Raw genomic sequence first — 21,043 nt, 5'->3', positions numbered from 1 at the left:
AAGCGTGCGAGCGCCGGGGATGCCCCTCCCTCCGCCCGTCTTTGCCGATAAGTACTACAAGAAGAGAGCCACTTACTTCAGCGATTCTACTTCCTTCAGCGTAGGCGGCTCCGCGCCCTGCCGAGAACAGACCAGAGAAGCAGCCCGGTTAGCAAAGTAAAGCGCATCGTACAGTTCTGCTTCGGTAAGGGAGGCCAGAGCGGACTGGGACATCTTGCCCCGGAGTTCCAGCCAGGAGAGGAAGGCGCCGTGGAAGGTGTCCCCCGCGCCTATGGTGTCCACCACCGGAAGGTCCACCACCGGGGCGCTCACCCGGAGAACCTTGCCGTCCTCTTTGCGGAGCAGGGCCATGGCGCCCTTAGCTCCCAGGGTGGTAAGGGCCATACGAGGCCCCAGGCTCAGAACTTTTTCCAGGGATTTTTCCAGACCCAAACCGGGGTAGATAAAATCAAAATCAACTTCGGAAATTTTGGCAATCGTAGCGTAGCGTACCCAGTTTTCAAAGCGCCGGACATACGCCTTTTGATCCCCGATCATAAAGGGCCGCACATTGGGGTCCAGGGAAATGACAAGAGCAGAATTACTGTCCCTGCGGGCTTCCCGCACAATGAGTGATTCAATGGTGGAAGCCGACGGCTCCATGGTTAGGGCGATGGAACCGAAAAGGACGCACTTGATTTCGGCGGGCAATTCTTTGGGCAGATCCTCCGGGGAAAAGGAACGATCCGCGGCGCCTTCGGTATAGAAGACGTACTGAGGCTCCTTGCCCTTTTCCAGCTTAACAAAGGCCAGGGTTGAATTCTGATCCGTCCGGCGGATCAAATCTATCCCCACCTTATTCTGAACAAGCCCATTCACCAGGGCTTCACCGAAAAAGTCCGTGGAGAGTCTGCTGAGGAAGCGTACCGGTACTCCAAGCCGCCCGATGGCTATGGCGGTATTGTAGGGACTGCCCCCAAGACAGGGTAAAAAGCCATCCCCCCTGCCGGGAATATTCAACGGCACCATGTCGATAAGCGCTTCACCACAGGATAAAATCATACCACACCCCTTATTTAGTCCGAACCACCTGATCGCCGCTGGTGGTATACACCATGGCCCCGGGGGGCACCGATTCGGTGATCCATACATTGCCCCCGATGGTACTTCCCCGGCCTATCACCGTTTCGCCGCCCAGGATGGTGGCCCCGGAATAAATGGTTACCTTGTCTTCGATTGTGGGATGCCGTTTCTTGCTAACCCCATCCTTTTTGACCGAAAGAGCGCCCAGGGTTACCCCCTGATAGAGTTTAACATTTCTACCGATCACCGTGGTTTCTCCAATCACCACCCCCGTGCCATGATCAATAAAAAAGGATTCGCCAATTTCAGCGCCCGGATGAATATCGATCCCCGTACGGCCATGGATGAGCTCACTCATGATGCGGGGGATAAGCGGTACCTCCCGGGTCCAGAAAAAATGCGCCATACGATGGATGGTGATAGCCTCAAATCCCGGGTAGGACAGGATCACCTCGGCGGTGCTTTTTGCCGCTGGATCTCCCTCAAAGGCGGCCTGCAGATCCTTGGCAAGCATACCCCGGATAAGGGGGAGCTCATCAAAAAAATCATTCACAATAAGCTCCGCCGCCACATGGCACCCGTCATGGCCGCAGGAAGCTTCTCCGAGCCGTGAAGAAAAGGCGATGCTCTTTTCAACTTCCCCGATAAGCTCCCGGGCTAGGTGGTACACCTTTTCGGCGGTGGATAGATGCAGGTTATCGTGATCCAGGGCTCCGAATTCCCGGAACCCCGGAAATACCAGCTCGTCCAGCCCGCGGAGTATATCCGCAATACTGTCGCGGCTGGGTAGATTCTCGCTGCCCGCCTGGTTTACCAAACCATAGGTATCGTAGGAACGAACCAGGGTTTCTATACTTCTATGCAGTCGTTGCAAGGACATCCTCCTTTCAAGTACCGGAAATACCACATTCGCGGCGCCGCCTTCGAGTGGCATAGGCGATCATCCCACCGCTGAAAAAGGGGAGCACCGCCTCTTTGCTCTCCCTTACCGCCCGTTCGCCAAGTTCAATGAGTTCCCGCTTTCGCGAAAAGTCAAAGGGTATTGCCCCATTAGCGGCGTGTATGGTTAGGGTCGCCCCGGGCCGGCGCTTTCTTTCCATTCCGTCAAGCATTATCTCAATAGAACGATACACAATTTTGGAAAAGGTTTTAAGATCCGATAGGGCCACCGGCTGCAAAAGCCCCACATCCACCGCCAGGATCCGCTTAAATCCTTCGTCCTTGGCTATACGCACGGGCATGTTATCACAGAGCCCCCCATCCGCCAGGCAAAGCTCCCCCTCCCAGTAGGGTTCAAAAAACCCCGGAAAGGACATGGACCCCCGCATAGCCCGGGCGACCGAACCGGAACTAAACACCACTTCCTTGCCGCTGACCAAATCCGCCGCATTACACCGGAAGGGGATACGGGTTTCCGCAAAGGTCTTGCCCCCGGACAGATCCTCAAGCAATTTCAGCACCTGCTGCCCCGAATCGATCCCCGGCCGGGTTGCGGCGTTTCCTAGGATCTGCCCGGTCTGAAATATCTTCCCCATGGCGCCGGATATCTTAAACACGAAGCTATCCAGATATTCGGTGATATCAAAATCATTGATAAGAAACCGGGACAGTTCCCCGGGACTCATACCACAGGCATAGAGGCCGCCAATAATGGCTCCCATGGAAGTCCCCACCACCAGGGAAGGCTCGGGGATCCCCATCTCCAGCAGGGCGTTTAACACACCCACATGGGCTATACCCCGGGCGCCTCCGCCGGCCAAAACCAGGGCCCACTTTAGATTTTTTTTAATACGCATATTCTCGTACAATATCGGGATAATATCCCCGGTGCAAGGGGAAAAGCCCCGGCGGCGTTGTTCAGATACACCCGCGATTCCTTCATACAAGCTAATGTATCACGGATTATGTAAAAAAATCCATCCGAGTAAGCCCTAGGTTCTCAGTTTCGCAGAATCAAACTGCGCCGCGTACAGTTCCGCGTAGATCCCGCCCTTAGCCAGAAGCTCGTTGTGGGACCCCTGCTGCTGGATGCCGTCGTCGGTGATCACCGCGATTGAATCGGCATTGCGGATGGTGGAAAGCCGGTGGGCGATGACTAGGGTGGTACGGCCCCGGGAAAGCTCCCCGAGGGCGCGCTGTATCCGCAGTTCCGTGGCGGTGTCCAGGGCGGATGTCGCCTCGTCCAGGATCAATATGGGTGGGTTTTTCAGGAAGATCCGGGCTATGCTGATCCGCTGTTTCTGGCCGCCGGAAAGTTTTACCCCCCGTTCACCTACCAGGCTGTCGTAACCCTCGCTTAGTTTCATGATATCATCGTGGATATCCGCCCGTTTGGCGGCGGCGATCACCTCATCGTCCGTAGCATCGATCCTGCCGTATTTGATATTGTCCCGGATGGTTCCGGCAAAGAGGAATACATCCTGCTGGACTATACCGATATTACGCCGCAGCGATTCCAGGGTAATATCCCGGATATCCATGCCATCAACAGTAATACTACCCTTCTGGATTTCGTAGAACCGGGGCAGGAGATGGCAGAGGGTGGTCTTACCGCCCCCGGAAGGACCCACCAGGGCAATAGTTTTCCCCGCCGGAACAGACAGGTTAATGTGGTTAAGGACCATAATATTGTTATTGTAGGAAAAACTCACATCGGCAAATTCGATATCCCCCCGAACCTTATCCAGGGCTGCAGCGCCGTCCTTATCAATAATATCGCTCCGGATCCGCATGATCTCTATAAACCGGTTAAACCCGGCCATACCGGTGGTGTACTGCTCTACAAAATTCTGCAGCCGCCGGATCGGCTGTAGGAAGGCGGCTACAAAAAGATTACAGGCGATAAGCTCCGGCAGGGTCATCCTGCCCTTCATGATCAAAAAACCTCCGGCGGCAATCACCACCACGTTGAGTATATGGAGCAGGAAATCCAACCGGCTCTGAAAATTTGCCATGGAACGAAAATAGTATTTCCGGGCGGTTTTATAGTTTTCGTTTCCCCCGCGGAATTTGGTGGTTTCATAGGACTCGTTGGTAAACGCCTTGGCTATCCGGACGCCTGAAATACTCGATTCCAGAGCAGCGTTTATTTCGGCGGTCCGTTCCTTTACCTTCCGGGCAGTCTTCATCATATTGGACCGTGACCGGAGAATATGAACTATCATGAAGGGTACAAAAACTAACAAAACCAGGGCCATTTCCCAGCGGATAGAAAAGACCAGAAATATGGAACCCACAAAGGTGATAATAGAAATGAACAGATCCTCCGGGCCGTGGTGGGCAAGCTCGGTTACCTCAAAGAGGTCGGTGGTCACCCGGGACATAATATGGCCGGTACGGTGGTTATCGTAAAAAGAGAAGGGCAGCTGCTGGAGATGGCTAAAAAGATCCCGGCGCATATCCGCCTCAAGGTATACCCCAACGGTATGCCCCCAATAGGTAATAAAATAAGTAAAGCCCATACGGAGCAGGTACATGATCCCCATGGCGGCGATCATGATGAAAAAGAATTTGTACAGACTGTTGGGCAGAAAATGCTCAATGGTATACTTGGTCATCATGGGGAAGGACAGATCTACGGCGGCGATTAGAGACGCGGCGAACATATCCGCCGCAAAGAGCTTCCAATGAGGCCGGTAATAGGAGGCGAATATCCTCAGGGACGATTGTTCAAGATTCATGTCGTACTAACACTCTCAGTATATTCTGCCATGAATATGGTAATAGAGGCTAGACTTAGAATTGGGATATCCGGCAGACCCTTAGGTATTCCTTTGCCCTGAGGCAGAAGAAGCTCCATCCTTTTCCTTGTTTTCGGTCTTCTTTTTCATATCCACCCCATCTTCTTCATCATCTTCGCCAAACAAGGCGTCCATTTCTTCCACATCGTCCAAAATACCATGTTTTCCTTCGTGCATAATCATCTCCTATAAAGTAAATTTGCCGATTTGATCAGCCGTTATCATGAATCCAAATCCACCAGTACAATTTTCTTCTTCCGGTAATTTTTTTCACAAATTTCAATCCAATCTTCAGGGATATCAGAAAGTGGAAATCTTCCCACCATAACAGGATCATAGCCGCCCGGATAATCAATGGTATCATGGGAAATGATATCCGATTCCTGACATAATATCTCCAACCCAAATTTATATACTTCCAGGTTTTTTGTATCAAGATCGATAAAGTACTGCCAGCGGTTACGCCATGCTTCCAAAAAGCTTTCATAGTTTACTAAATAGCGAAATCCGTCCTTTAACGGCTCGGTAATATCCTTTGTGTATTTTAAAGCCATGGTCCACGTAAAATCGTCCGTCCAGGTTTCAGGGGGTACATATTTTTTATAGGCTTCCCGCTGTTCCCTGGTCATGGGACTTTCTTCTTCTACCAGGATCAGGTTTTCATAGATGGTGTTCAACTGTTCTGCCGTATGCCCCCTGCACAGACGAACCACCTTTCTCCCCAAGCCGCGTAGATGAGCATTACGATGGCAGTAACTTAACTTGACTTTTCCGTTTTTACGGAAAACCAAACACCCCTTTTTAACCATATCTTTCCTCCTTTATAAAACTATGCTTTGTCTATTACAACTCACCCGCATAACGGTACCCCAATAAACGGGAAGAATTAAGTACTACAAAAATGGAAGATGCATTATGAATCACCGCCGCCGTTATCGGATTCAGAAATCCAAGTCCGGAAAACAGTACGCCGATAACATTTACTATCACCGCAAAAATCCAGATGTTCTGCCGTATAATACCAAAGGTCCGGCAGCATAAGGCGAAGGTAGCGGGCAGCATATCAATATTGTCTGACATCAGGGCAATGGAAGCTGCTTCCACCGCCGTATCAGTCCCTGCGGCTCCCATGGCAATGCCCACGTCGGCCAGAACCAGAGCCGGGGCATCATTTACGCCGTCACCGACCATGGCAACGACCTCGCCCTTTGCCTGCATTTCTTTTATAGCTTCCAGTTTTTGTTCAGGCAGAAGATTAGCCCGAAACTCTTCTATGCCAACTTCATCGCAAATAGCCTTGGCTGTGTATTCATTATCCCCGGTCAGCATAACTATCCGCGAAATGCCCCTTTCCCTTAATTGCTGCACCACCCTCGGCGCAGATTCCTGTATCGTATCGGCTACGGAAATAGCCCCCAGGATACGGTTGTTATCCGTCACAACCATTACCGTCCGGCCCAGAGATTCCTGTTTACGGACGAATTCTTCAATCGCAGTATTTCCTCCGGGGGGCAAATCGGCTAAAAGTTTTTTGTTAGAAACTTCATATAGGTTGTTTTCCAGGCGTACCCTGACCCCTCGGCCATAGAGCATTTCAAATTCACCATTGGGGATATCTTTCATGGATAAGGATTTTTTTTTGGTCAGGTAATTAATGATAGCCCTTCCTATGGGATGGCCCGAATTTTTTTCTACTATCCCAAGGGCGTATAAATAATCCTTTTCGGAAGTATCCATCGTAATGAGGGTGTCCAAAACTTCGGGGGCGCCTTTTGTCAAAGTGCCTGTTTTATCAAGGCACAGGGTAGTAACCTTAGCGAACCGTTCTATAACTACCCCGCCTTTGATCAAAACCCCGCGTTTGGCCCGATTACCAACACAGGCCACAACGGCGGTTGGAGTGGCTAATACCAGCGCGCAGGGACAGGCAATAACCAAAATCGTCATAACCCGCATAATGTCATGGGTAATAAAAAAGGTAATAGCGCATATTGAAAGAATAATCGGTAGGAAATATTGGGCAAATTTGTCAGCCGTCTTTTGGGCTTCACCCTTGTTTTCCTGGGCTTGTTTGACAACTTGGATTATTTTCCCCAAAACAGTATCACTGCCAAGACTTTCTGTTTCAATCTCTAGTACACCATTTTCATTCAGGGTGCCTAAAAAGACCCGATCCCCGGCTTTTTTGTCTACCGGCATGGATTCCCCGGTTATGGAGGCCTCATTAATCGCGGCTTCCCCTTTTTTTATGACGCCGTCAACGGCAATTTTATCCCCCGCCAGTATTTGGATATAATCGCCCCTCCGTATTTTTTTAATGGAAACCACCTGATACTCCCCATCGATCAGCTTGCGGCAGGTAGCGGGAACAAGGTGAATCAGCTCCCGAACGGCATTCTTGGTTTTTTCCATGGTTAAATCTTCTAAGAATTCGCCAAAAATCATCATAAAAGCAACAATAGCCCCTGAAAGGTATTCACCTACCAGGGTAGTACCAATCAAAGCCAAAACAACAAGCATCCCCGCAGTAATTCTCTTTTTCGCAAAGGTGGCCTCAAAGGTCGACTTACATACCACAAATCCGCCCATGGCCAAGGGGATCAGGGCAAAGGGCAAGGGCAAAATTTCCGGCCAGACAAATTCAAATAGCATCGCGGTGAATATCAGAATCGCTAAAACAGCAGGGAAAATAAAAACTCTGTAATTGAAACCGTGTTTTATAGTTTTTGCCATAAACTCCTTCCCTTATAAATCAAACAAAAGTTACCAGCCGGCCAATGTCTTCAAAACAGAAAAAAAATAATTATATGCAATGAGCAGGGACTCCATGCTGATATACTCATAATCTCCATGAATTCCACCGACATGATTATGGGGGTCAAGGGGAAAAAACCCCCAAGTCTCGATATGACACGCACGCAGATAACGGTTATCGGTATATCCCGGACTTATGAAAGACATAACCCTGTAATCAGGATTAATTGCAGACAGACTGGAGGAAAGAACGGCAAAATTCCTTTCCTGAAAATTGTTGGTTCCCCGTTGCTGAAGAAATGAAATCAAACCATGATAAAAGTTTTCTTCCGGAATGTGACGTTTTCTGCTGTTAAAAGGCAATTCCGCCAGATATTGCAGGGTGTTTTTATCGAACCATTTGGCAGCCAGGGCTTTCCGGTAGAGTTCCCAACAGTCGGAATCCGGCAGGGACGACTCGCCGCCTATTCCGGAACCTTCGTGTTCTCCCGTTTGCAGCGTAAAATACCATAATTCTCCCGATTGAACCGGAATGCCTCCGCCTTCTCCAAACGCCAGAACAACAGAAGAAAAAACATTGGTATGTTCCAAAAGCCATTTAATGCCCAGCTCACCACCGTTCTCTTCATCCGCCGTGGCGGCAAAAAGGATGGTTTTTTCGGGGGTAATTCCTTGTCGTTTCAATTCCTGCAGCAACATACAAAAGACCGTGATGTTCCCCTTGCAGTCCAGGGCGCCCCGGCCAAAAATACGATTTTTTAGTATCTTCCCCTTTATGGCAGAATATCCCCCCGGACTTTGGGCGTTTTCGGTATCCAGGTGGGTTAAAAGAAGGATACTTTCCGAACTTGAGCCGGGAATATGAGCCGTTATGCTGCCACGTCCGGGATAGGGTTCAAATACCTGATAAGAAATTTGTTCCCGGGAAAAGAAGTCTGATAAAAATCGCACAGCGGCGGTTTCATTTTTTGCTTCCCGGGTGGTATCAATATCAATCAAGCTGCACAAAAAAGTTGCCGCCGCCTCAGCATCAAAAAACATCTTGATTCCTTACGGAAATATTATATACCCATAGGGGTATGGGTATATAATATACCGCCGGATACTATTGTCAATAGTGAAAATTGTCTGTACAGACCGCTTAAAAGGATTTTATTGGGGTTTATAAAAAATAGTCCAATTTTCAAGCTTCACTATTACATTCGAGAAAATTGTTCAACGGCTTTGGTAAATTTTTTGATGGTACTTTCGGCGTTTCCGTGTTCAATGCCTTCACGGACACAATGATTCAGGTGTCCTTCCAGTATAATTTGTCCAGCCCTGTGCAAAGCGCTTTTTGAGGCGTTTATCTGTACCAAAATATCCTCGCAAGGGATATCTTCATCTATCATTTTGTCTATGGCCTTGAGCTGCCCTATAATCCTACTTATGCGTCTATGAAGAACAGGGCCGTCTATACATTGTCCCATAGTTTTACCCCCTTTTGGGCATTAGATGTATTATAGAATTATATGGTTAAATTTGTATAGGTCAAATTTTTGTCCTTATAAATGTCCTTGACAAATTCATAGTAATATGATAAAGATACTATATATTAATTTCGTAGTAAATCTTGACACAATTTTCAGTTAACCGATATACGTACTATACAATGGAGCAACCATATGATTTCCATAAGAAATATACATAAGTCCTTTGGTAATAAGGAAATACTGAAGGGGATAGACCTCGATGCGGATAAAAAGGATGTGATCGCAATTATCGGGCCGAGTGGTACAGGAAAAACGACTCTACTCAGATGCATCAATTGTTTGGAAAAGCCCGATATTGGTACGGTTACTATTGACGATATAAGTTGTGAAAGCCCCCATATTACAAAAAAACAGGTACTTTTGCTCCGGCGAAAAACGGCGATGGTTTTCCAGCATTATAACTTATTCAAAAATATGAATGCCTGGGAAAATGTGGCGGAGGGGCTCATTACAGTACATAAGAAGCCAAAAAAGGAGGCTAAAGAGGCAGCCTTTGCGCAGCTTCGGCTGGTTGGGCTGGAGGGACGGGAGACCGCCTATCCCTACGAGTTATCCGGAGGGCAGCAGCAGCGTGTGGGGATTGCCCGGGCGCTTGCTTTACAGCCTAAGGTACTGTTGTTCGATGAGCCTACGTCATCTTTAGACCCGGAATTGGTAGGGGAAGTCCTATCGGTAATGAAGAAGGTTGCCAGTTTGGGGATTGCTATGCTGGTGGTGACCCACGAGATGCGTTTTGCCGACCAGGTAGCGAATAAAGTAGTATATATGGAGGATGGAGTAATCGTAGAGCAGGGCTCCCCTCGGGACATCTTTACCCATCCACGGGAAAAAGCAACCCAGCGTTTTCTTGAAAACACACTACAGCCTTTTATGTACGAGATTTAGTTTACAGTGGAATTTCCTACCCGAAGAGGTGGAAAAAATAATATTTCAAAGAAAGGAGCATTTTATGAAAAGGTTTATTGTAACAGGAATGGTTTTTCTTTTGTCAGCCTTCGTATTGTTTGCGGGAGCTTCAAAAGAAAAGGATTCATCGGTAAAACGAGTAACTGTGGGGCTTGAATCCGGATCCCGGCCGCTTAGTTATATCGACGAAAAGGGTAACAAGGCAGGTTACGAGGTTGATGTATTAACGGCTGTGGATGAATTAATTCCGGAGTATTCCCTTAACCTGGAACTCGTTGAAGACGATGCCACACAGATTGGGTTGGAAACCGGTAAGTATGTACTCATAGGCGGAGGCCTTTTCCGTACCCCCGAACGGGAGGCAAAATATCTTCTGCCCAAAGCTATTTCGGGGGTTAGTGTAATCTATATCTATGTACAGGAGAACAATACCAGTATCCAATCTTTTGACGATTTAGTCGGGAAAAACCTGGTGCCATCGTCACCCAACGGCGGTATCTATAATCTGCTGACCGCATATAACAAGGAACACCCTGATGCACAGATAACCATTACTACCGCTGAAGGTATTTCTCTGGCCGATCGTTTTACGTCGGTGAGTAACGGTCAATACGATGCGATCGTGTTGCCGAACAACCTGGGATTTGAAGGTATAAAACAGGAACTGGGACTTAAGGTAAAAGCCGTAGAAAAACCGATCCAAGTAAACGGTACCTATTTCGCACTGGCAAAAGACCAAACAGACCTCGCCGCTAAAATTGATACCGCCCTTTCCACACTCAGGGAAAACGGTAAGCTCTCGGAACTTTCGATAAAATGGTACGGCAGCGACACTATTAAGTTATTTAATCAATAAATACTTATGTTTTTCGGTATCGACTGGGGCTACATGGTGAAAATTCTCAACAGACTGATCACCACGGTGCCCTATACGATGCTTATCGTAATCATATCCGGATCGCTCGGGTTAACGCTTGCAATGGGTATTGCTATCATCCGTATTAAAAAAGTGATGTTCCTTTATCCCATTGCAAATGTTTATGTGTCCTTCTTTCGCAGTACCCCTCCCCTGATTCATATTTTTTTGGTGTATTACGGACTCCCCTTAGTACTGCGCAAATTCGGCATTGACGCAAATGAATGGAGCAGGACTGTTCATGCCTCCCTGGCCCTGGTTCTGTTTAATGGGGCACATATGTCAGAATTTCTACGCCCCGCCTATTTGTCCGTTGATAGGGGGCAGCTTGATGCGGCAGACAGTATTGGCATGACTGGTATGATGAAATTCCGCCGGGTTATTCTGCCGCAAATGCTTCCTATAGCATGGCCAAACATTGAAAACGCATTAATTGAGCTTGTAAAGGATACTTCCGTGCTCTTTGTTATCGGGTTGTTTGACATTATGGGAATGGCTAAAATGTTCATCCAAAACGATTACGGTGTAAAGAAACTTGAAGTATATATTGCAGCAGGAATTGTCTATTGGTGTATAACTTTTCTCACCGAACGGGTTTTTGAGTTTGCCGAATACCGGAGAAATAAAAAAAAGAGAGTACCCGCAGGCGGAGGTGTACTCTGATAAACGTACAAATGATTTTTGAGGATGTAATCGCGATTTGTACCGTCATTCCCTTTTCACTGGGCACTGCCTTGGGAATTCTGGTATTCGGAATTCTTCTGGGGCTTGGAATGACCCTGATTCGTTTGTATCGGATTCCCGTAGCGCAAAATGTGGTCCGGGTATTTATGAATTATATGCGTGGTATACCCTTAATCATTCATCTGTATATCGCATACTATTTATTGCCAATAATATTGGAAACTATAACCGGAAAATCGGCTATCGGTGGTGTGAACCCCCTGGCAGTGATGATTATTTCCTATTCACTCTACGTGTCGGTGGGGCAGTCTGAAAACATCCGCGGGGCTTTTGCTTCAATAGAAAAGGGACAATGGGATGCGGCTTTTTCTACCGGACTTACCACCTGGCAGACTCTTCGGCGGGTTGTCTTTCCACAGGGCCTTTCCCTGGTAATTCCGATTTTTTTTAATAATTATCTCGCAATTATAAAAGGGTTGTCCCTGGCCTTTACTATCGGTGTTACAGATATATTGGCGCGGGCAAAATTGTGTTCTGCGGAAAATTTTTATTATTTGGAAGCTTACATATCAGCAGCGTTGGTCTACTGGGGACTTTGTGTGGGGCTTTCAATCATCTTTAAGAAACTGGAAAATAAATTTCGTAAATGGGAGCAAAAATGACAAAGAAAGAACGAATCAAGGCAGCCCTTTCGGGCGGCGAAGTTGACCGAATCCCCATTAATTTGTGGATGCATTTTTCTGCGGAAGATCAGGACATACGGCAGTTGGCAAAGCGGCAGGTAGAGTTTACTAAATCCTATGATTTTGATTTTATCAAACTCATGCCCTTTGGCTTATATAGCGTACTGGATTACGGCGCCAAAATTACCTTTTTTAATCAAACCGGTAAACCACCGGAAGTAGCGGAAGGCGCTATTCACCATGCGAAGGAGTGGGGTACATTGACGCCCCTGGATGCTTCCGCCGGTGCATACGGGAAACAAGTTGAGCTGGCCCGGTTGGCAGTTCGCGGCGCCGGCAGTGAATTCCCGGTGATTCAAACGATTTTTAGTCCCCTTACTACGGCGCGTAAATTAGCGGGAGACCGTATTTTACAGGACCTGGTGGAGGAACCGACATTGTTCAAACAAGCCCTGGAGGCAATTACCCAAACCACCATCAATTTTGTAAAGAAAAATATTGAAGCCGGGGTGGATGGTTTCTTTTTTGCTACCCAATGCGCTGACAGCGATTTTTTAAGCGAGTCCCTGTACGCGGAATTCGGAGAATACTACGATCGGAAGGTAATAGATTCCTACAAAGATGCAGTATGGTTCAATGTGGTTCATATTCATGGGAATCATCCGTACTTTGAACGTCTGGCCAAATATCCGGTTCCCTGCATCAATTGGCATGATCGCTGGGTTTCCCCTTCCCTTGCGGAGGCCCGGAAAATAACCGGCAAATGTCTATTGGGAGGTATTCGGGAAGCGCCCTATTACGATGAGAATCACAAGAAGATTCGGGAAAGCCTTCTACTTACCGGTACAGAGGCGGAACTACAAACCCATTTGCGGGAAGCGGTAGAATCCGCCGGACGCAGCGGTCTTATCCTAGGCCCCGGTTGTGTTGCCCCGCCTGAAACAACGGAAAAGAACATACGAATAGTGCGGCAAGCAGTAGAAAGCTTCTAATGTTTTCATATAATCTATTATAATATGTGTTAATGGAGGCTACTATGAAAACCCTTGTTGTTTATTATTCCTACGAAGGAAACAGCGCCCTGGTTGCGGATCAAATTAAGACTGCCCTGGGAGCGGAGATCCTGGAACTTAAAACCGAAGACGATACCAAGCGAACCGGTTTTGCGAAGTACCTCTGGGGCGGAAAACAGGTCATCACCCATAAAACCCCCAAACTCAAACCCTATACGGTTACCATTGAAGACTATGACCTTATCATCCTCGGCGCCCCGGTCTGGGCCGGCTCCCCCGCTCCGGCCCTGCAGAGCTTCCTCGGGGAAACGAAGATAAGCGGCAAAAAGCTCGCCCTCTTCTGCTGCCACGCCGGTGGCAAGGGCAAGTCCCTGGATAAACTCAAAACCCTGCTCCCGGGAAACACCATTGTCGGCGAGATCGATTTTGTAAACCCCGCCGGCCAGGACCGGGCAGCCCTGACTAAACAGATTGCCGAGTGGGTAAAGCTCCTTCAAGTATAACCCGCATCACTTACCCAGCCTGCCCCCAGTTCGGCGAACCGGCAGAAAAGAATATGCCCCCAATAATTTTATCGGGGGTGGTGGTGGAAAAAATATCAGGGGGACCCTTTGGGGGTTCCTGATATTTTTTCCAGCCACCAGGACCCCAAACAAATTTCTCCGGGGCATATTCTTTTCTGTTCTATTAAAAGGGATTGTAAAACCGGCTCCCATCCTTAAAGGTAAACCACATCCCCAAGGCGAAGAGGAGCCCCGCGATAACCAGAACCAGTACATCCGCCCGGGCAAAGGGCCGCCCGGAATACCAGGTACGGCGCTTGTGTTTACCAAAGCTGCGGAGCTCCATGGCGTGGCTAATCACATCAATCCGGTCCAGGGAAGAAAATATCAGAGGGAGGAGAATTGCCGAGGCGCCCTTTATGCGCTTTATCCAGGACACCTTCCGGGAAAGCTCAACCCCTCGGGCCTGCTGCGCCTGGGAGATGGCCTCATAGTCCCGCTGCACATCCGGAATATAGCGCAGGGCAAGGCTTACCGCATAGGCTATGGAATAGTTTACCCCTACCCGGTTCAGGGAAGCGGCAAATTCGCTGGGGTTGGTGGTAACGATCAGCAGGATTGCCATGGGGACCATCATGGAATATTTTAACAGAATATTAAATTCGTAGAATACCTGTTCTTTTGTGAGGGTAAATCGCCCTATACCGTCAGAGATGACGTGCCGGGTCCCGTAGATCTTCACCCCCTGCTCCGGCGAAAAAAGATAGATAGTAATAATATTAATAAGCATAAACAAAATAAGCATTTTGAAAATGAATGCCACATCCCGGAATTTAGTCCCGGAAATGATAAACACCGTTATTCCTAAAACACTCATGATAAGCATTATCCGGGTATCGTAACCCGCCATGGTCAGCACCGACCAAAGGAGAAATACTATCAGTTTTGATGCCCCCGTAAGCTTATGAACCGGAGAAGGCCGATTTATGTAGGACAGCATGAAGCGGCTCATAACGCAGGCCGCCGGTGGCTTTGCTCGTAGTCGATGAAGCGTCGGACAAAGGCCCGGGGGTCCGCCAGACCAGCCTTAACAGCCAAGTCATAGAGGCTGGTCCGTTTCAGGCTTGCCGCTTCCACTATGCTGTCGTCAGTGAGTATTGCTGCGGGGGTGTCGCCGCCGCCGGGACCGTCCCGGGTTAAAAGATTCCCCTCGGAAAGAACCAGGGCCCGGCGGGTATACTCCAACATCAGGTGCATATCATGGGTAATCAACAGAAAACTAAGTCCCTGTTCCCGGTTGAGCTTTCGCAGGAATTCCATGATCTCCGAATAGTGGCGGTAATCCTGTCCGGCGGTGGGTTCATCCAGGATGATCAGGGAAGGCCCCATCACGAGTATCGACGCAATAGTAAGGCGTTTCTTCTGGCCAAAACTCAGGGCGCTCACCGGCCAATTTCTAAATGGATAGAGTCCGCATATTTTGAGGGCGTCATATACCCGGTCCCGGACCTCGTTTTCGGGAACACCGGAATTCCGCAGGGCCAGGGCGGTTTCATCAAAGATCAGGGGAAAGGAGATCATCTGATTTGGATTCTGCATCACATAACCGATATGCTCTGCCCGTTCCTTGATTGAGTAGTCCGCCAGATCCTTCCCGTCCAGAAAAATCTTCCCCGAGTCGGGATGGATAAACCCTGCGATGAGCTTTGCCAGGGTGGACTTACCCGCCCCGTTCCGGCCCACCAGGCTGACACACTCCCCCTTGGCCAGGGAAAAGGAAATACCCTCCAACACCCGTTTCGTCCCAGGGTAGTGATAATCCAGATCCCGTACTTCCAGAAGGACCGGCGCTTGACGGGGGAGTTCATCTCCCTTCAAGGCAGCATCCCAGTCCGCAAGGGGCCGGGGATCAAAGCGCAGTGTTTCTACCGACTCAAGCCCCATATCGGGTTTCAGTTCAATACCGGCATACCGCAGGGCGCCTATGTAAAAGGGTTCCCGGATTCCGGTCTTACCCAACAGATCCGAAGCCAAAAGTTCCGCCGGGCTCAGGTCTGCAATGATCCGCCCCCCATCTATAACCACGATACGATCCACCGGCCGGTGAAGGACATCCTCCAGCCGGTGCTCCACGATGATAACCGTTTTTCCCGTTTCCCCGTGGAGCCGGTCGATCAGTTCTATGGCTTCCTTCCCCGTGGCGGGATCAAGATTTGCCAGGGGTTCATCAAAGAGAAGGATTTCCACATCATTCATCAAGAGCCCGGCCAGGGAGACCCGTTGTTTTTGCCCCCCGGAAAGATCCTGGGGCGATTTATCCAGGTACTCCTCCATGTGGACCAGCGCTGCCGCGGTCCGCACACGGCGGTACATCTCTTCTGTGGGCACACAATCATTCTCCGCCGCAAAGGCGATATCCTCGCCGGCACTGAGCCCTACGAACTGACCATCCGTATCCTGCAGCAGAGTTCCTACTTTTGTTGAAATAGCAAAAATATCCAGCCCCGACGATTCATCTCCCAAAATAGAACAGGAACCGCTGATTTCCCCCGCAAAGGCGTGGGGGATGAGCCCGTTTATGCAATGGGCCAGGGTAGACTTCCCCGATCCCGACGGCCCCAGGATGAGTATCTTTTCCCCCGGGTGTACGACAAAATTGATATCGTACAGGGTCTGTTCCACCTGGGACCGATACCGAAAACCAAAGTCTCTAAAAATCAGAGCCGTGGAATCATTAGAAATACTATTCAGCCTTTAAGCTTCCCGCCTTAACCTTGGTCCGGCTGTATCCAAAAGCCAGAAGGGTACCAAGGATCAGAATAACTACACTATTGAGCCCACCAGCAACCAGCCCCTGGAGATACACCTTATCCGCAGGTTCCTGGTAGATGAGGATATCCAGGGTGGGGGCGATGGCAAGCCATGCGACCGCGTTGGCAAGGATCTGGATCACATTAAAAATGATGGCGTTCTTAAGCCCAAATTCCCCCTCTTCTATCTTATAGAGCTTCCAGAACAGGCCGATCAAAAGGCCGTAAACCGCATCGGCGATAACCCAGCTCCACCAAACCCCGCCCCAGGTAAGGTCCGTCAGGGTATGTCCGATAAAGCTGATGAGAAACCCCGCCAGGGGACCAAAAATCGCCGCAAAGACCGTCAGGATCGCCGAAGCCAGATTCAGGTTGGTATTGGGCACCCCCGAGGGAATAGCGACAAAACGCATCAATACAAAAAACAGTGCGGCGCCTATACCGACGGCCACCACAGTTCTGACAGAAATAACCTTATTTGCCATGTTTACATGACCTCCTTTAATTGTATTTAGTATAACCTCCATTTCTAGGATATTCAAGTCCTAATATGCGTATTGATTTACTAGGATATAATTAAATCTGTTCACTGTATACTATTTTATACACATTCGACTAAATTTCATCGCTACGCATATTGGTAAATTTTTCCCCACATGGTATACTAATTCTGATAGGAGGAGATTTAGGAGGCAATCATGTTATTAACATTTCAAGGTTATTTTGCAGACGGTAAATTTATTCCAAGTGAGCCAATAGAAATACCGGAACACAAAAAGGCTATCGTAACAATTCTAGAGGAAGATCCGGAAAAGTCAACCAAAATGTCTGCGTGGAAAGAATGCTTGCGGCTTCTTGATGAAAGCATGGATGAGGAAGTACCTGACTTCCCACGGGCAAATTTACACCGAGAGGTTGAAATATGATGATATACACTTTAGACACAAATATCATCTCATACTTCTGCATAAAGATACTAAGATTATCAATAGAATTGATACTATTTTGACTCAAAACGATAAGATAATCATTTCGGATATTGTTTATTATGAAGTCAGGAGGGGGTTATTGTCAAATTTTGCCCCAAGAAAAGCGGTAGCATTTAATCAGTTTTGCAATGTTCATGAAGTTGGCATAACCGATAAGGAAACCACAGAGATAGCCGCCACAGTATATTCCAAACTCAAAAAGAAAGGCAGACTCATCGAGGATGCTGATTTATTGATTGCGGCATTTTGTTTACAAAATGACTATATTTTTGTAACCAATAACGTTAAACATTTTGAAAATGTTGAAGGCCTGAAGATTGAAAACTGGGTATAAAATATTATTTGGGCAGTATATTTCATTTTGAACCGGCTAATGACATCGGATGAACGGCGGGCAATTCTTCGCATCATCCATTAATTCATATAATTTTCTTGTAGTATTCCAGTTTCTTATCGTTAATTTTGGGTAGATTTCTGATTCTACCCAACACTACATCAGAGCAGCATATCCCTAAGGGAAGTTATATACCGGTCCGCTCCGGGAAGCAGGGTTTCCCTGCCCACCCCTATGGCCATCATCCCGCCATTCTTTGCGGCCTCAATGCCCGCCAGGGAATCTTCAAATACCACACAGGAACCGGGAGGGAGGGACAGGGCAGCGGCGCACTGTAAAAAAACTTCCGGGTCAGGCTTTGCCTTGCTCACGGCATTGCCGTCAATAACCGCATCAAAGAGAGCCGCAATGTTTAGCCGGTCCAGAATAAGGGGTGTATTTTTACTGGCGGAACCCAGGGCAATTCCCACCCGCTGTTTCCGCAGATAGATCAAATATTCTCCGGCCCCCGGCAGCATCGCTTTTTCATCCAGGGTATGGAGGTATTCCACATACCATGCGTTCTTCCTCGCCGCCGCAGTTTCCCTTTCCTCGGCCCCCATGGTGCAATGTCCCAGTTCCAGCAGGATCTCCAAAGAACGGGTCCGGCTTACCCCTTTGAGCCGTTCATTGTCTTTTTTGGAAAATTTGAAACCCAGTTCCCAGGCAAGCCGTTTCCACGCCAGGTAGTGATACTTCGCCGTATCTACCAATACTCCGTCAAGATCAAAAATCGCCCCTTTGATGGGTGGGTTTTGAAAAACACCGGGGGAGCTTTTTTCAAAGGGGTAAATTACCCCGCTTCCCATATCAACAGCCAAGGGGCGCCTCCAGGGTATCCCTCAGCTGACAAACTTTTCCATACACATGGATTGTTTTTTCCGATCCCGAAATGAGGGTAAAGACAAGGCCGGAGTTTTTTACTTCCACCAGGATCTGACTCCCCTGGTAATGAACCTTAAAGCGGTAGGCCTTCCAGGGCTTGGGAAGGTGGGGGGCGAAGTAAAGCCCCGTCTCTTTAAGCCGCAGCCCTCCAAACCCATAAACGATAGCCATATAAGCGCCGCCCATATTAGCGGTGTGGATACCGTCCTTGGTATTCCCGTGGGTGTTGAACAAATCAAGCTTGGCAGAATCCCCAAAATATTGGTAAGCCTTATCATGGAAACCCAGTTTGGAAGCCACAATGCTGAAAATACAGCTTGATAAGGATGAATCGTGGGTGGTCACCTGCTCATAATACAAAAAGGATTTTTTAATCGTTTCGTAAGACTGTGCATCCTCAAAGATAAAGTGGGCCAATACCGTATCGGCCTGCTTGCAGACCTGGTGGCGGTATAAATACAATGGATGGTAATGGAGCAATAGGGGAAATTTATCCCTTGGGGTATGTTCCAGATCCCAGCGTTTTTTTGCCAGGAAAGAATCGTCCTGGGGATTGATACCCAGCTTTTCATCGTAGGGAAGGTACATATTCTGTGCGGCCCGGGAAAATTCTGCAACCTCATCGGCGCTAAGCCCTGTCTTTATGGCCAGAGTTTTAAGGACGCCGGCCTTGCCCAGGAGCTCGTAAAATTTTACCGCCCAGGAGAGGTTAAACTGGGCCGATACATTGGTATAATAATTGTTGTTCACCAAACAGGTGTATTCATCCGGGCCGGTAACATCGTTGATATGAAATTTCCCCTGATAATAATTTCCCGCGTCCATCCAGAGCCGGGCGCATTCAAAAATAATTTCCCCGCCCTTTTGGGCAATAAAATCCAAATCTCCACTTGCCAAATAGTAGAGGACCACGGACCACGCGATGTCACCGTTGATATGGTACTGGGCTGATCCCGAAGGAAAGTAGCCGGAACATTCCCTGCCCATGATGGTACGCCAGGGGTACAGAGCGCCCTGCCCATGGCCGAGCAGCCTGGCGTTTTTCCGGGCCTCATGCAGGGTTGCGTAGCGGTAGCTTATGAGGGTCCTGGTGATATCCGGATTAGTTAGGGTAAAGAAGGGCTGGATATACATTTCCGTATCCCAAAAAAAATGCCCCTCATAGCCTTCCCCGCTCAAACCCTTGGCGGCAATATTACTATGTTTATCCTTGCCTACAGACTGAATAAGCTGGTAGAGATTGTACTGAACCGCACATTCAAGTTCATCGTCCCCATCAATTTCGAGCAGCGCCTGTTCCCAGTAATCCGCCAGATAGTCCCGCTGTTCCCGGTACAGGGTTTCGACATCAACGGCCCGTACATTTTTTAATTCGGCGGCTGCGGTTTGCCGGCAATCGGCGTTACGGATGCTGTCGCAAAAGATAGAATACTTATGAAGGGTAAGCGTCTCCCCTTTCCCTATCGCCGAATCGATACGGCAGGATGCGCCGTGGCCTTCTAGGACCGTGAGGATCTTTCCCTTAGAGACCGCGTGATCCACGGCGGTACAGACCAAAAGAGCCGACTTCGAGGTTCCGCTGGTAACATAGGATACTGTGCCATCCAGTTCGGCCTTCTCAGGAATTATATGCTGGAATGTTTCAGCCGCAAGCCGTGGGTCATTGGGGTCGCTGTAGTTTTCAACATCCCCCCGGTGGGTGGACACAAAAGTCAGGGGACCTTCAAAATTCAGGGCCTTAACAGAATAGTCGATCAGAAAGAGGGAGGGCCTGACAAAGGAAGTAAGCCGTCGTATGGTAATTTCAGCTTCCCTGCCCTCAGGCGAACGCCAGTGTATGTACCGTTCGGTGTACCCCGCTTCCATATTAAGGATCCTGCGGCTTTCCAAAACTTCACCGTGAAACATACTGAATTTTTCATCCCCAAGGTACAGTTGTATTCCCTGGGTATCCGCCACATTCACCATGGTCTGTTTTTCTTCGATAAGGCCGTAGAGCTTTTCCGCCTGCTTCATTTCTGCAAAATCATAAAACCCGTTGATATAGGAGCCGCGGATGCTGTTTATTCCCGGTTCATATCCCTCTTCATAGTTTGAACGGATGCCGATATAGCCGTTGGCGTTATGGAAGAGGGTCTCGTTCAGCATAAGCGCCGCCGGGTCCTTTTTTAAATTTTCTATTTTATAGATCAT

At 48.6% G+C, this 21,043-nt stretch carries 22 protein-coding genes; 8 read left to right on the top strand and 14 right to left on the bottom strand.

The window, feature by feature from the left end; translation table 11 throughout:
• Window positions 1–72: 72 nt before the first annotated feature.
• The 9 genes from TPRIMZ1_RS0107690 to TPRIMZ1_RS0107650 form a co-directional block, all read right to left on the bottom strand.
• Window positions 73–1,041: a carbohydrate kinase family protein gene (locus TPRIMZ1_RS0107690; RefSeq protein ID WP_010257329.1), complete on the bottom strand. Its 969-nt coding sequence runs from the start codon at window positions 1,039–1,041 to the stop codon at window positions 73–75.
• A 10-nt stretch (window positions 1,042–1,051) separates the two neighbouring features.
• Complete coding sequence (epsC, locus tag TPRIMZ1_RS0107685; protein ID WP_010257327.1) at window positions 1,052–1,936, bottom strand: serine O-acetyltransferase EpsC; 885 nt, start codon at window positions 1,934–1,936, stop codon at window positions 1,052–1,054.
• Between the two features lie 13 nt (window positions 1,937–1,949).
• Entirely contained in the window at window positions 1,950–2,858 is a 909-nt protein-coding gene (locus TPRIMZ1_RS0107680) for a patatin-like phospholipase family protein (protein WP_038078179.1), read from the bottom strand.
• A 135-nt stretch (window positions 2,859–2,993) separates the two neighbouring features.
• Window positions 2,994–4,742, bottom strand: coding sequence for an ABC transporter ATP-binding protein (locus TPRIMZ1_RS0107675; protein ID WP_010257323.1), 1,749 nt, complete (start codon window positions 4,740–4,742; stop codon window positions 2,994–2,996).
• Between the two features lie 81 nt (window positions 4,743–4,823).
• Window positions 4,824–4,979, bottom strand: a complete 156-nt coding sequence (locus TPRIMZ1_RS20465; RefSeq protein ID WP_157784194.1) for a hypothetical protein — start codon at window positions 4,977–4,979, stop codon at window positions 4,824–4,826.
• Between the two features lie 44 nt (window positions 4,980–5,023).
• Window positions 5,024–5,611, bottom strand: coding sequence for a hypothetical protein (locus TPRIMZ1_RS0107665; RefSeq protein ID WP_010257320.1), 588 nt, complete (start codon window positions 5,609–5,611; stop codon window positions 5,024–5,026).
• A 34-nt stretch (window positions 5,612–5,645) separates the two neighbouring features.
• Complete coding sequence (locus TPRIMZ1_RS0107660; protein WP_010257316.1) at window positions 5,646–7,535, bottom strand: heavy metal translocating P-type ATPase; 1,890 nt, start codon at window positions 7,533–7,535, stop codon at window positions 5,646–5,648.
• A 30-nt stretch (window positions 7,536–7,565) separates the two neighbouring features.
• Window positions 7,566–8,597, bottom strand: a complete 1,032-nt coding sequence (locus TPRIMZ1_RS19715) for a M20/M25/M40 family metallo-hydrolase (RefSeq protein WP_010257312.1) — start codon at window positions 8,595–8,597, stop codon at window positions 7,566–7,568.
• A gap of 155 nt (window positions 8,598–8,752) precedes the next feature.
• Window positions 8,753–9,025, bottom strand: coding sequence for a metal-sensing transcriptional repressor (locus TPRIMZ1_RS0107650; protein WP_010257311.1), 273 nt, complete (start codon window positions 9,023–9,025; stop codon window positions 8,753–8,755).
• 195 nt (window positions 9,026–9,220) lie between these two features.
• On the opposite strand from TPRIMZ1_RS0107650, the gene TPRIMZ1_RS0107645 reads away from it, so the two are divergent.
• From TPRIMZ1_RS0107645 to TPRIMZ1_RS0107620, 6 genes are all read left to right on the top strand, one after another.
• A complete protein-coding gene (locus TPRIMZ1_RS0107645) occupies window positions 9,221–9,973 on the top strand; it encodes an amino acid ABC transporter ATP-binding protein (protein WP_010257308.1) in 753 nt (250 codons plus the stop codon).
• 64 nt (window positions 9,974–10,037) lie between these two features.
• Window positions 10,038–10,850: a transporter substrate-binding domain-containing protein gene (locus TPRIMZ1_RS0107640; protein ID WP_010257305.1), complete on the top strand. Its 813-nt coding sequence runs from the start codon at window positions 10,038–10,040 to the stop codon at window positions 10,848–10,850.
• Window positions 10,851–10,883: 33 nt separating this feature from the next.
• Window positions 10,884–11,573, top strand: a complete 690-nt coding sequence (locus tag TPRIMZ1_RS0107635) for an amino acid ABC transporter permease (RefSeq protein WP_198429914.1) — start codon at window positions 10,884–10,886, stop codon at window positions 11,571–11,573.
• Between the two features lie 11 nt (window positions 11,574–11,584).
• A complete protein-coding gene (locus TPRIMZ1_RS0107630) occupies window positions 11,585–12,256 on the top strand; it encodes an amino acid ABC transporter permease (RefSeq protein ID WP_010257300.1) in 672 nt (223 codons plus the stop codon).
• Complete coding sequence (locus tag TPRIMZ1_RS0107625) at window positions 12,253–13,269, top strand: uroporphyrinogen decarboxylase family protein (RefSeq protein WP_010257298.1); 1,017 nt, start codon at window positions 12,253–12,255, stop codon at window positions 13,267–13,269. Before TPRIMZ1_RS0107630 ends, TPRIMZ1_RS0107625 begins: the two co-directional genes overlap by 4 nt.
• A 44-nt stretch (window positions 13,270–13,313) precedes the next feature.
• Window positions 13,314–13,793, top strand: a complete 480-nt coding sequence (locus TPRIMZ1_RS0107620; RefSeq protein WP_010257294.1) for a flavodoxin family protein — start codon at window positions 13,314–13,316, stop codon at window positions 13,791–13,793.
• A gap of 184 nt (window positions 13,794–13,977) precedes the next feature.
• Here the strand turns inward: TPRIMZ1_RS0107620 and TPRIMZ1_RS0107615 are convergent, their stop codons facing one another.
• From TPRIMZ1_RS0107615 to TPRIMZ1_RS0107605, 3 genes are read right to left on the bottom strand one after another with little or no spacing between them, the layout of a single operon-like run.
• The gene (locus TPRIMZ1_RS0107615; protein ID WP_038078176.1) at window positions 13,978–14,793 is read right to left on the bottom strand and encodes an energy-coupling factor transporter transmembrane component T family protein; all 816 of its coding nucleotides are present in this window, start codon (window positions 14,791–14,793) and stop codon (window positions 13,978–13,980) included.
• Window positions 14,794–14,801: 8 nt separating this feature from the next.
• Window positions 14,802–16,535 (bottom strand): ABC transporter ATP-binding protein, encoded by a 1,734-nt coding sequence (locus tag TPRIMZ1_RS0107610; protein ID WP_038078161.1) that lies wholly within the window; start codon window positions 16,533–16,535, stop codon window positions 14,802–14,804.
• Window position 16,536: 1 nt separating this feature from the next.
• Window positions 16,537–17,088, bottom strand: a complete 552-nt coding sequence (locus TPRIMZ1_RS0107605) for an ECF-type riboflavin transporter substrate-binding protein (RefSeq protein ID WP_010257287.1) — start codon at window positions 17,086–17,088, stop codon at window positions 16,537–16,539.
• A 213-nt stretch (window positions 17,089–17,301) separates the two neighbouring features.
• On the opposite strand from TPRIMZ1_RS0107605, the gene TPRIMZ1_RS0107600 reads away from it, so the two are divergent.
• Window positions 17,302–17,529: a hypothetical protein gene (locus TPRIMZ1_RS0107600; protein WP_010257285.1), complete on the top strand. Its 228-nt coding sequence runs from the start codon at window positions 17,302–17,304 to the stop codon at window positions 17,527–17,529.
• Entirely contained in the window at window positions 17,462–17,926 is a 465-nt protein-coding gene (locus TPRIMZ1_RS0107595; RefSeq protein WP_332829112.1) for a PIN domain-containing protein, read from the top strand. Before TPRIMZ1_RS0107600 ends, TPRIMZ1_RS0107595 begins: the two co-directional genes overlap by 68 nt.
• Before the next feature lie 161 nt (window positions 17,927–18,087).
• Here TPRIMZ1_RS0107595 and pgmB read toward each other — a convergent pair whose 3' ends face one another.
• Together pgmB and TPRIMZ1_RS0107585 are read right to left on the bottom strand one after the other, a co-directional pair.
• Window positions 18,088–18,786, bottom strand: a complete 699-nt coding sequence (pgmB, locus tag TPRIMZ1_RS0107590; protein ID WP_010257281.1) for a beta-phosphoglucomutase — start codon at window positions 18,784–18,786, stop codon at window positions 18,088–18,090.
• Window positions 18,776–21,043 (bottom strand): glycoside hydrolase family 65 protein, encoded by a 2,268-nt coding sequence (locus TPRIMZ1_RS0107585; RefSeq protein WP_026043599.1) that lies wholly within the window; start codon window positions 21,041–21,043, stop codon window positions 18,776–18,778. Before TPRIMZ1_RS0107585 ends, pgmB begins: the two co-directional genes overlap by 11 nt.

Source organism: Treponema primitia ZAS-1, assembly GCF_000297095.1.
Lineage (GTDB): Bacteria > Spirochaetota > Spirochaetia > Treponematales > Breznakiellaceae > Termitinema > Termitinema primitia_A.
The sequence above is the reverse complement of the archived record's forward strand: the minus strand, read 5'-3'. Positions and strand labels throughout refer to the sequence as shown.

Coding starts and splice junctions, on each gene's coding strand:
- TPRIMZ1_RS0107690 (WP_010257329.1), bottom strand. CDS start 1,041: ATGATTTTATCCTGTGGTGAAGCGCTTATCGACATGGTGCCGTTGAAT.
- TPRIMZ1_RS0107680 (WP_038078179.1), bottom strand. CDS start 2,858: ATGCGTATTAAAAAAAATCTAAAGTGGGCCCTGGTTTTGGCCGGCGGA.
- TPRIMZ1_RS0107675 (WP_010257323.1), bottom strand. CDS start 4,742: ATGAATCTTGAACAATCGTCCCTGAGGATATTCGCCTCCTATTACCGG.
- TPRIMZ1_RS20465 (WP_157784194.1), bottom strand. CDS start 4,979: ATGCACGAAGGAAAACATGGTATTTTGGACGATGTGGAAGAAATGGAC.
- TPRIMZ1_RS0107665 (WP_010257320.1), bottom strand. CDS start 5,611: ATGGTTAAAAAGGGGTGTTTGGTTTTCCGTAAAAACGGAAAAGTCAAG.
- TPRIMZ1_RS0107660 (WP_010257316.1), bottom strand. CDS start 7,535: ATGGCAAAAACTATAAAACACGGTTTCAATTACAGAGTTTTTATTTTC.
- TPRIMZ1_RS19715 (WP_010257312.1), bottom strand. CDS start 8,597: ATGTTTTTTGATGCTGAGGCGGCGGCAACTTTTTTGTGCAGCTTGATT.
- TPRIMZ1_RS0107650 (WP_010257311.1), bottom strand. CDS start 9,025: ATGGGACAATGTATAGACGGCCCTGTTCTTCATAGACGCATAAGTAGG.
- TPRIMZ1_RS0107645 (WP_010257308.1), top strand. CDS start 9,221: ATGATTTCCATAAGAAATATACATAAGTCCTTTGGTAATAAGGAAATA.
- TPRIMZ1_RS0107640 (WP_010257305.1), top strand. CDS start 10,038: ATGAAAAGGTTTATTGTAACAGGAATGGTTTTTCTTTTGTCAGCCTTC.
- TPRIMZ1_RS0107635 (WP_198429914.1), top strand. CDS start 10,884: ATGGTGAAAATTCTCAACAGACTGATCACCACGGTGCCCTATACGATG.
- TPRIMZ1_RS0107630 (WP_010257300.1), top strand. CDS start 11,585: ATGATTTTTGAGGATGTAATCGCGATTTGTACCGTCATTCCCTTTTCA.
- TPRIMZ1_RS0107625 (WP_010257298.1), top strand. CDS start 12,253: ATGACAAAGAAAGAACGAATCAAGGCAGCCCTTTCGGGCGGCGAAGTT.
- TPRIMZ1_RS0107620 (WP_010257294.1), top strand. CDS start 13,314: ATGAAAACCCTTGTTGTTTATTATTCCTACGAAGGAAACAGCGCCCTG.
- TPRIMZ1_RS0107615 (WP_038078176.1), bottom strand. CDS start 14,793: ATGCTGTCCTACATAAATCGGCCTTCTCCGGTTCATAAGCTTACGGGG.
- TPRIMZ1_RS0107605 (WP_010257287.1), bottom strand. CDS start 17,088: ATGGCAAATAAGGTTATTTCTGTCAGAACTGTGGTGGCCGTCGGTATA.
- TPRIMZ1_RS0107600 (WP_010257285.1), top strand. CDS start 17,302: ATGTTATTAACATTTCAAGGTTATTTTGCAGACGGTAAATTTATTCCA.
- TPRIMZ1_RS0107595 (WP_332829112.1), top strand. CDS start 17,462: ATGAAAGCATGGATGAGGAAGTACCTGACTTCCCACGGGCAAATTTAC.
- TPRIMZ1_RS0107585 (WP_026043599.1), bottom strand. CDS start 21,043: ATGATCTATAAAATAGAAAATTTAAAAAAGGACCCGGCGGCGCTTATG.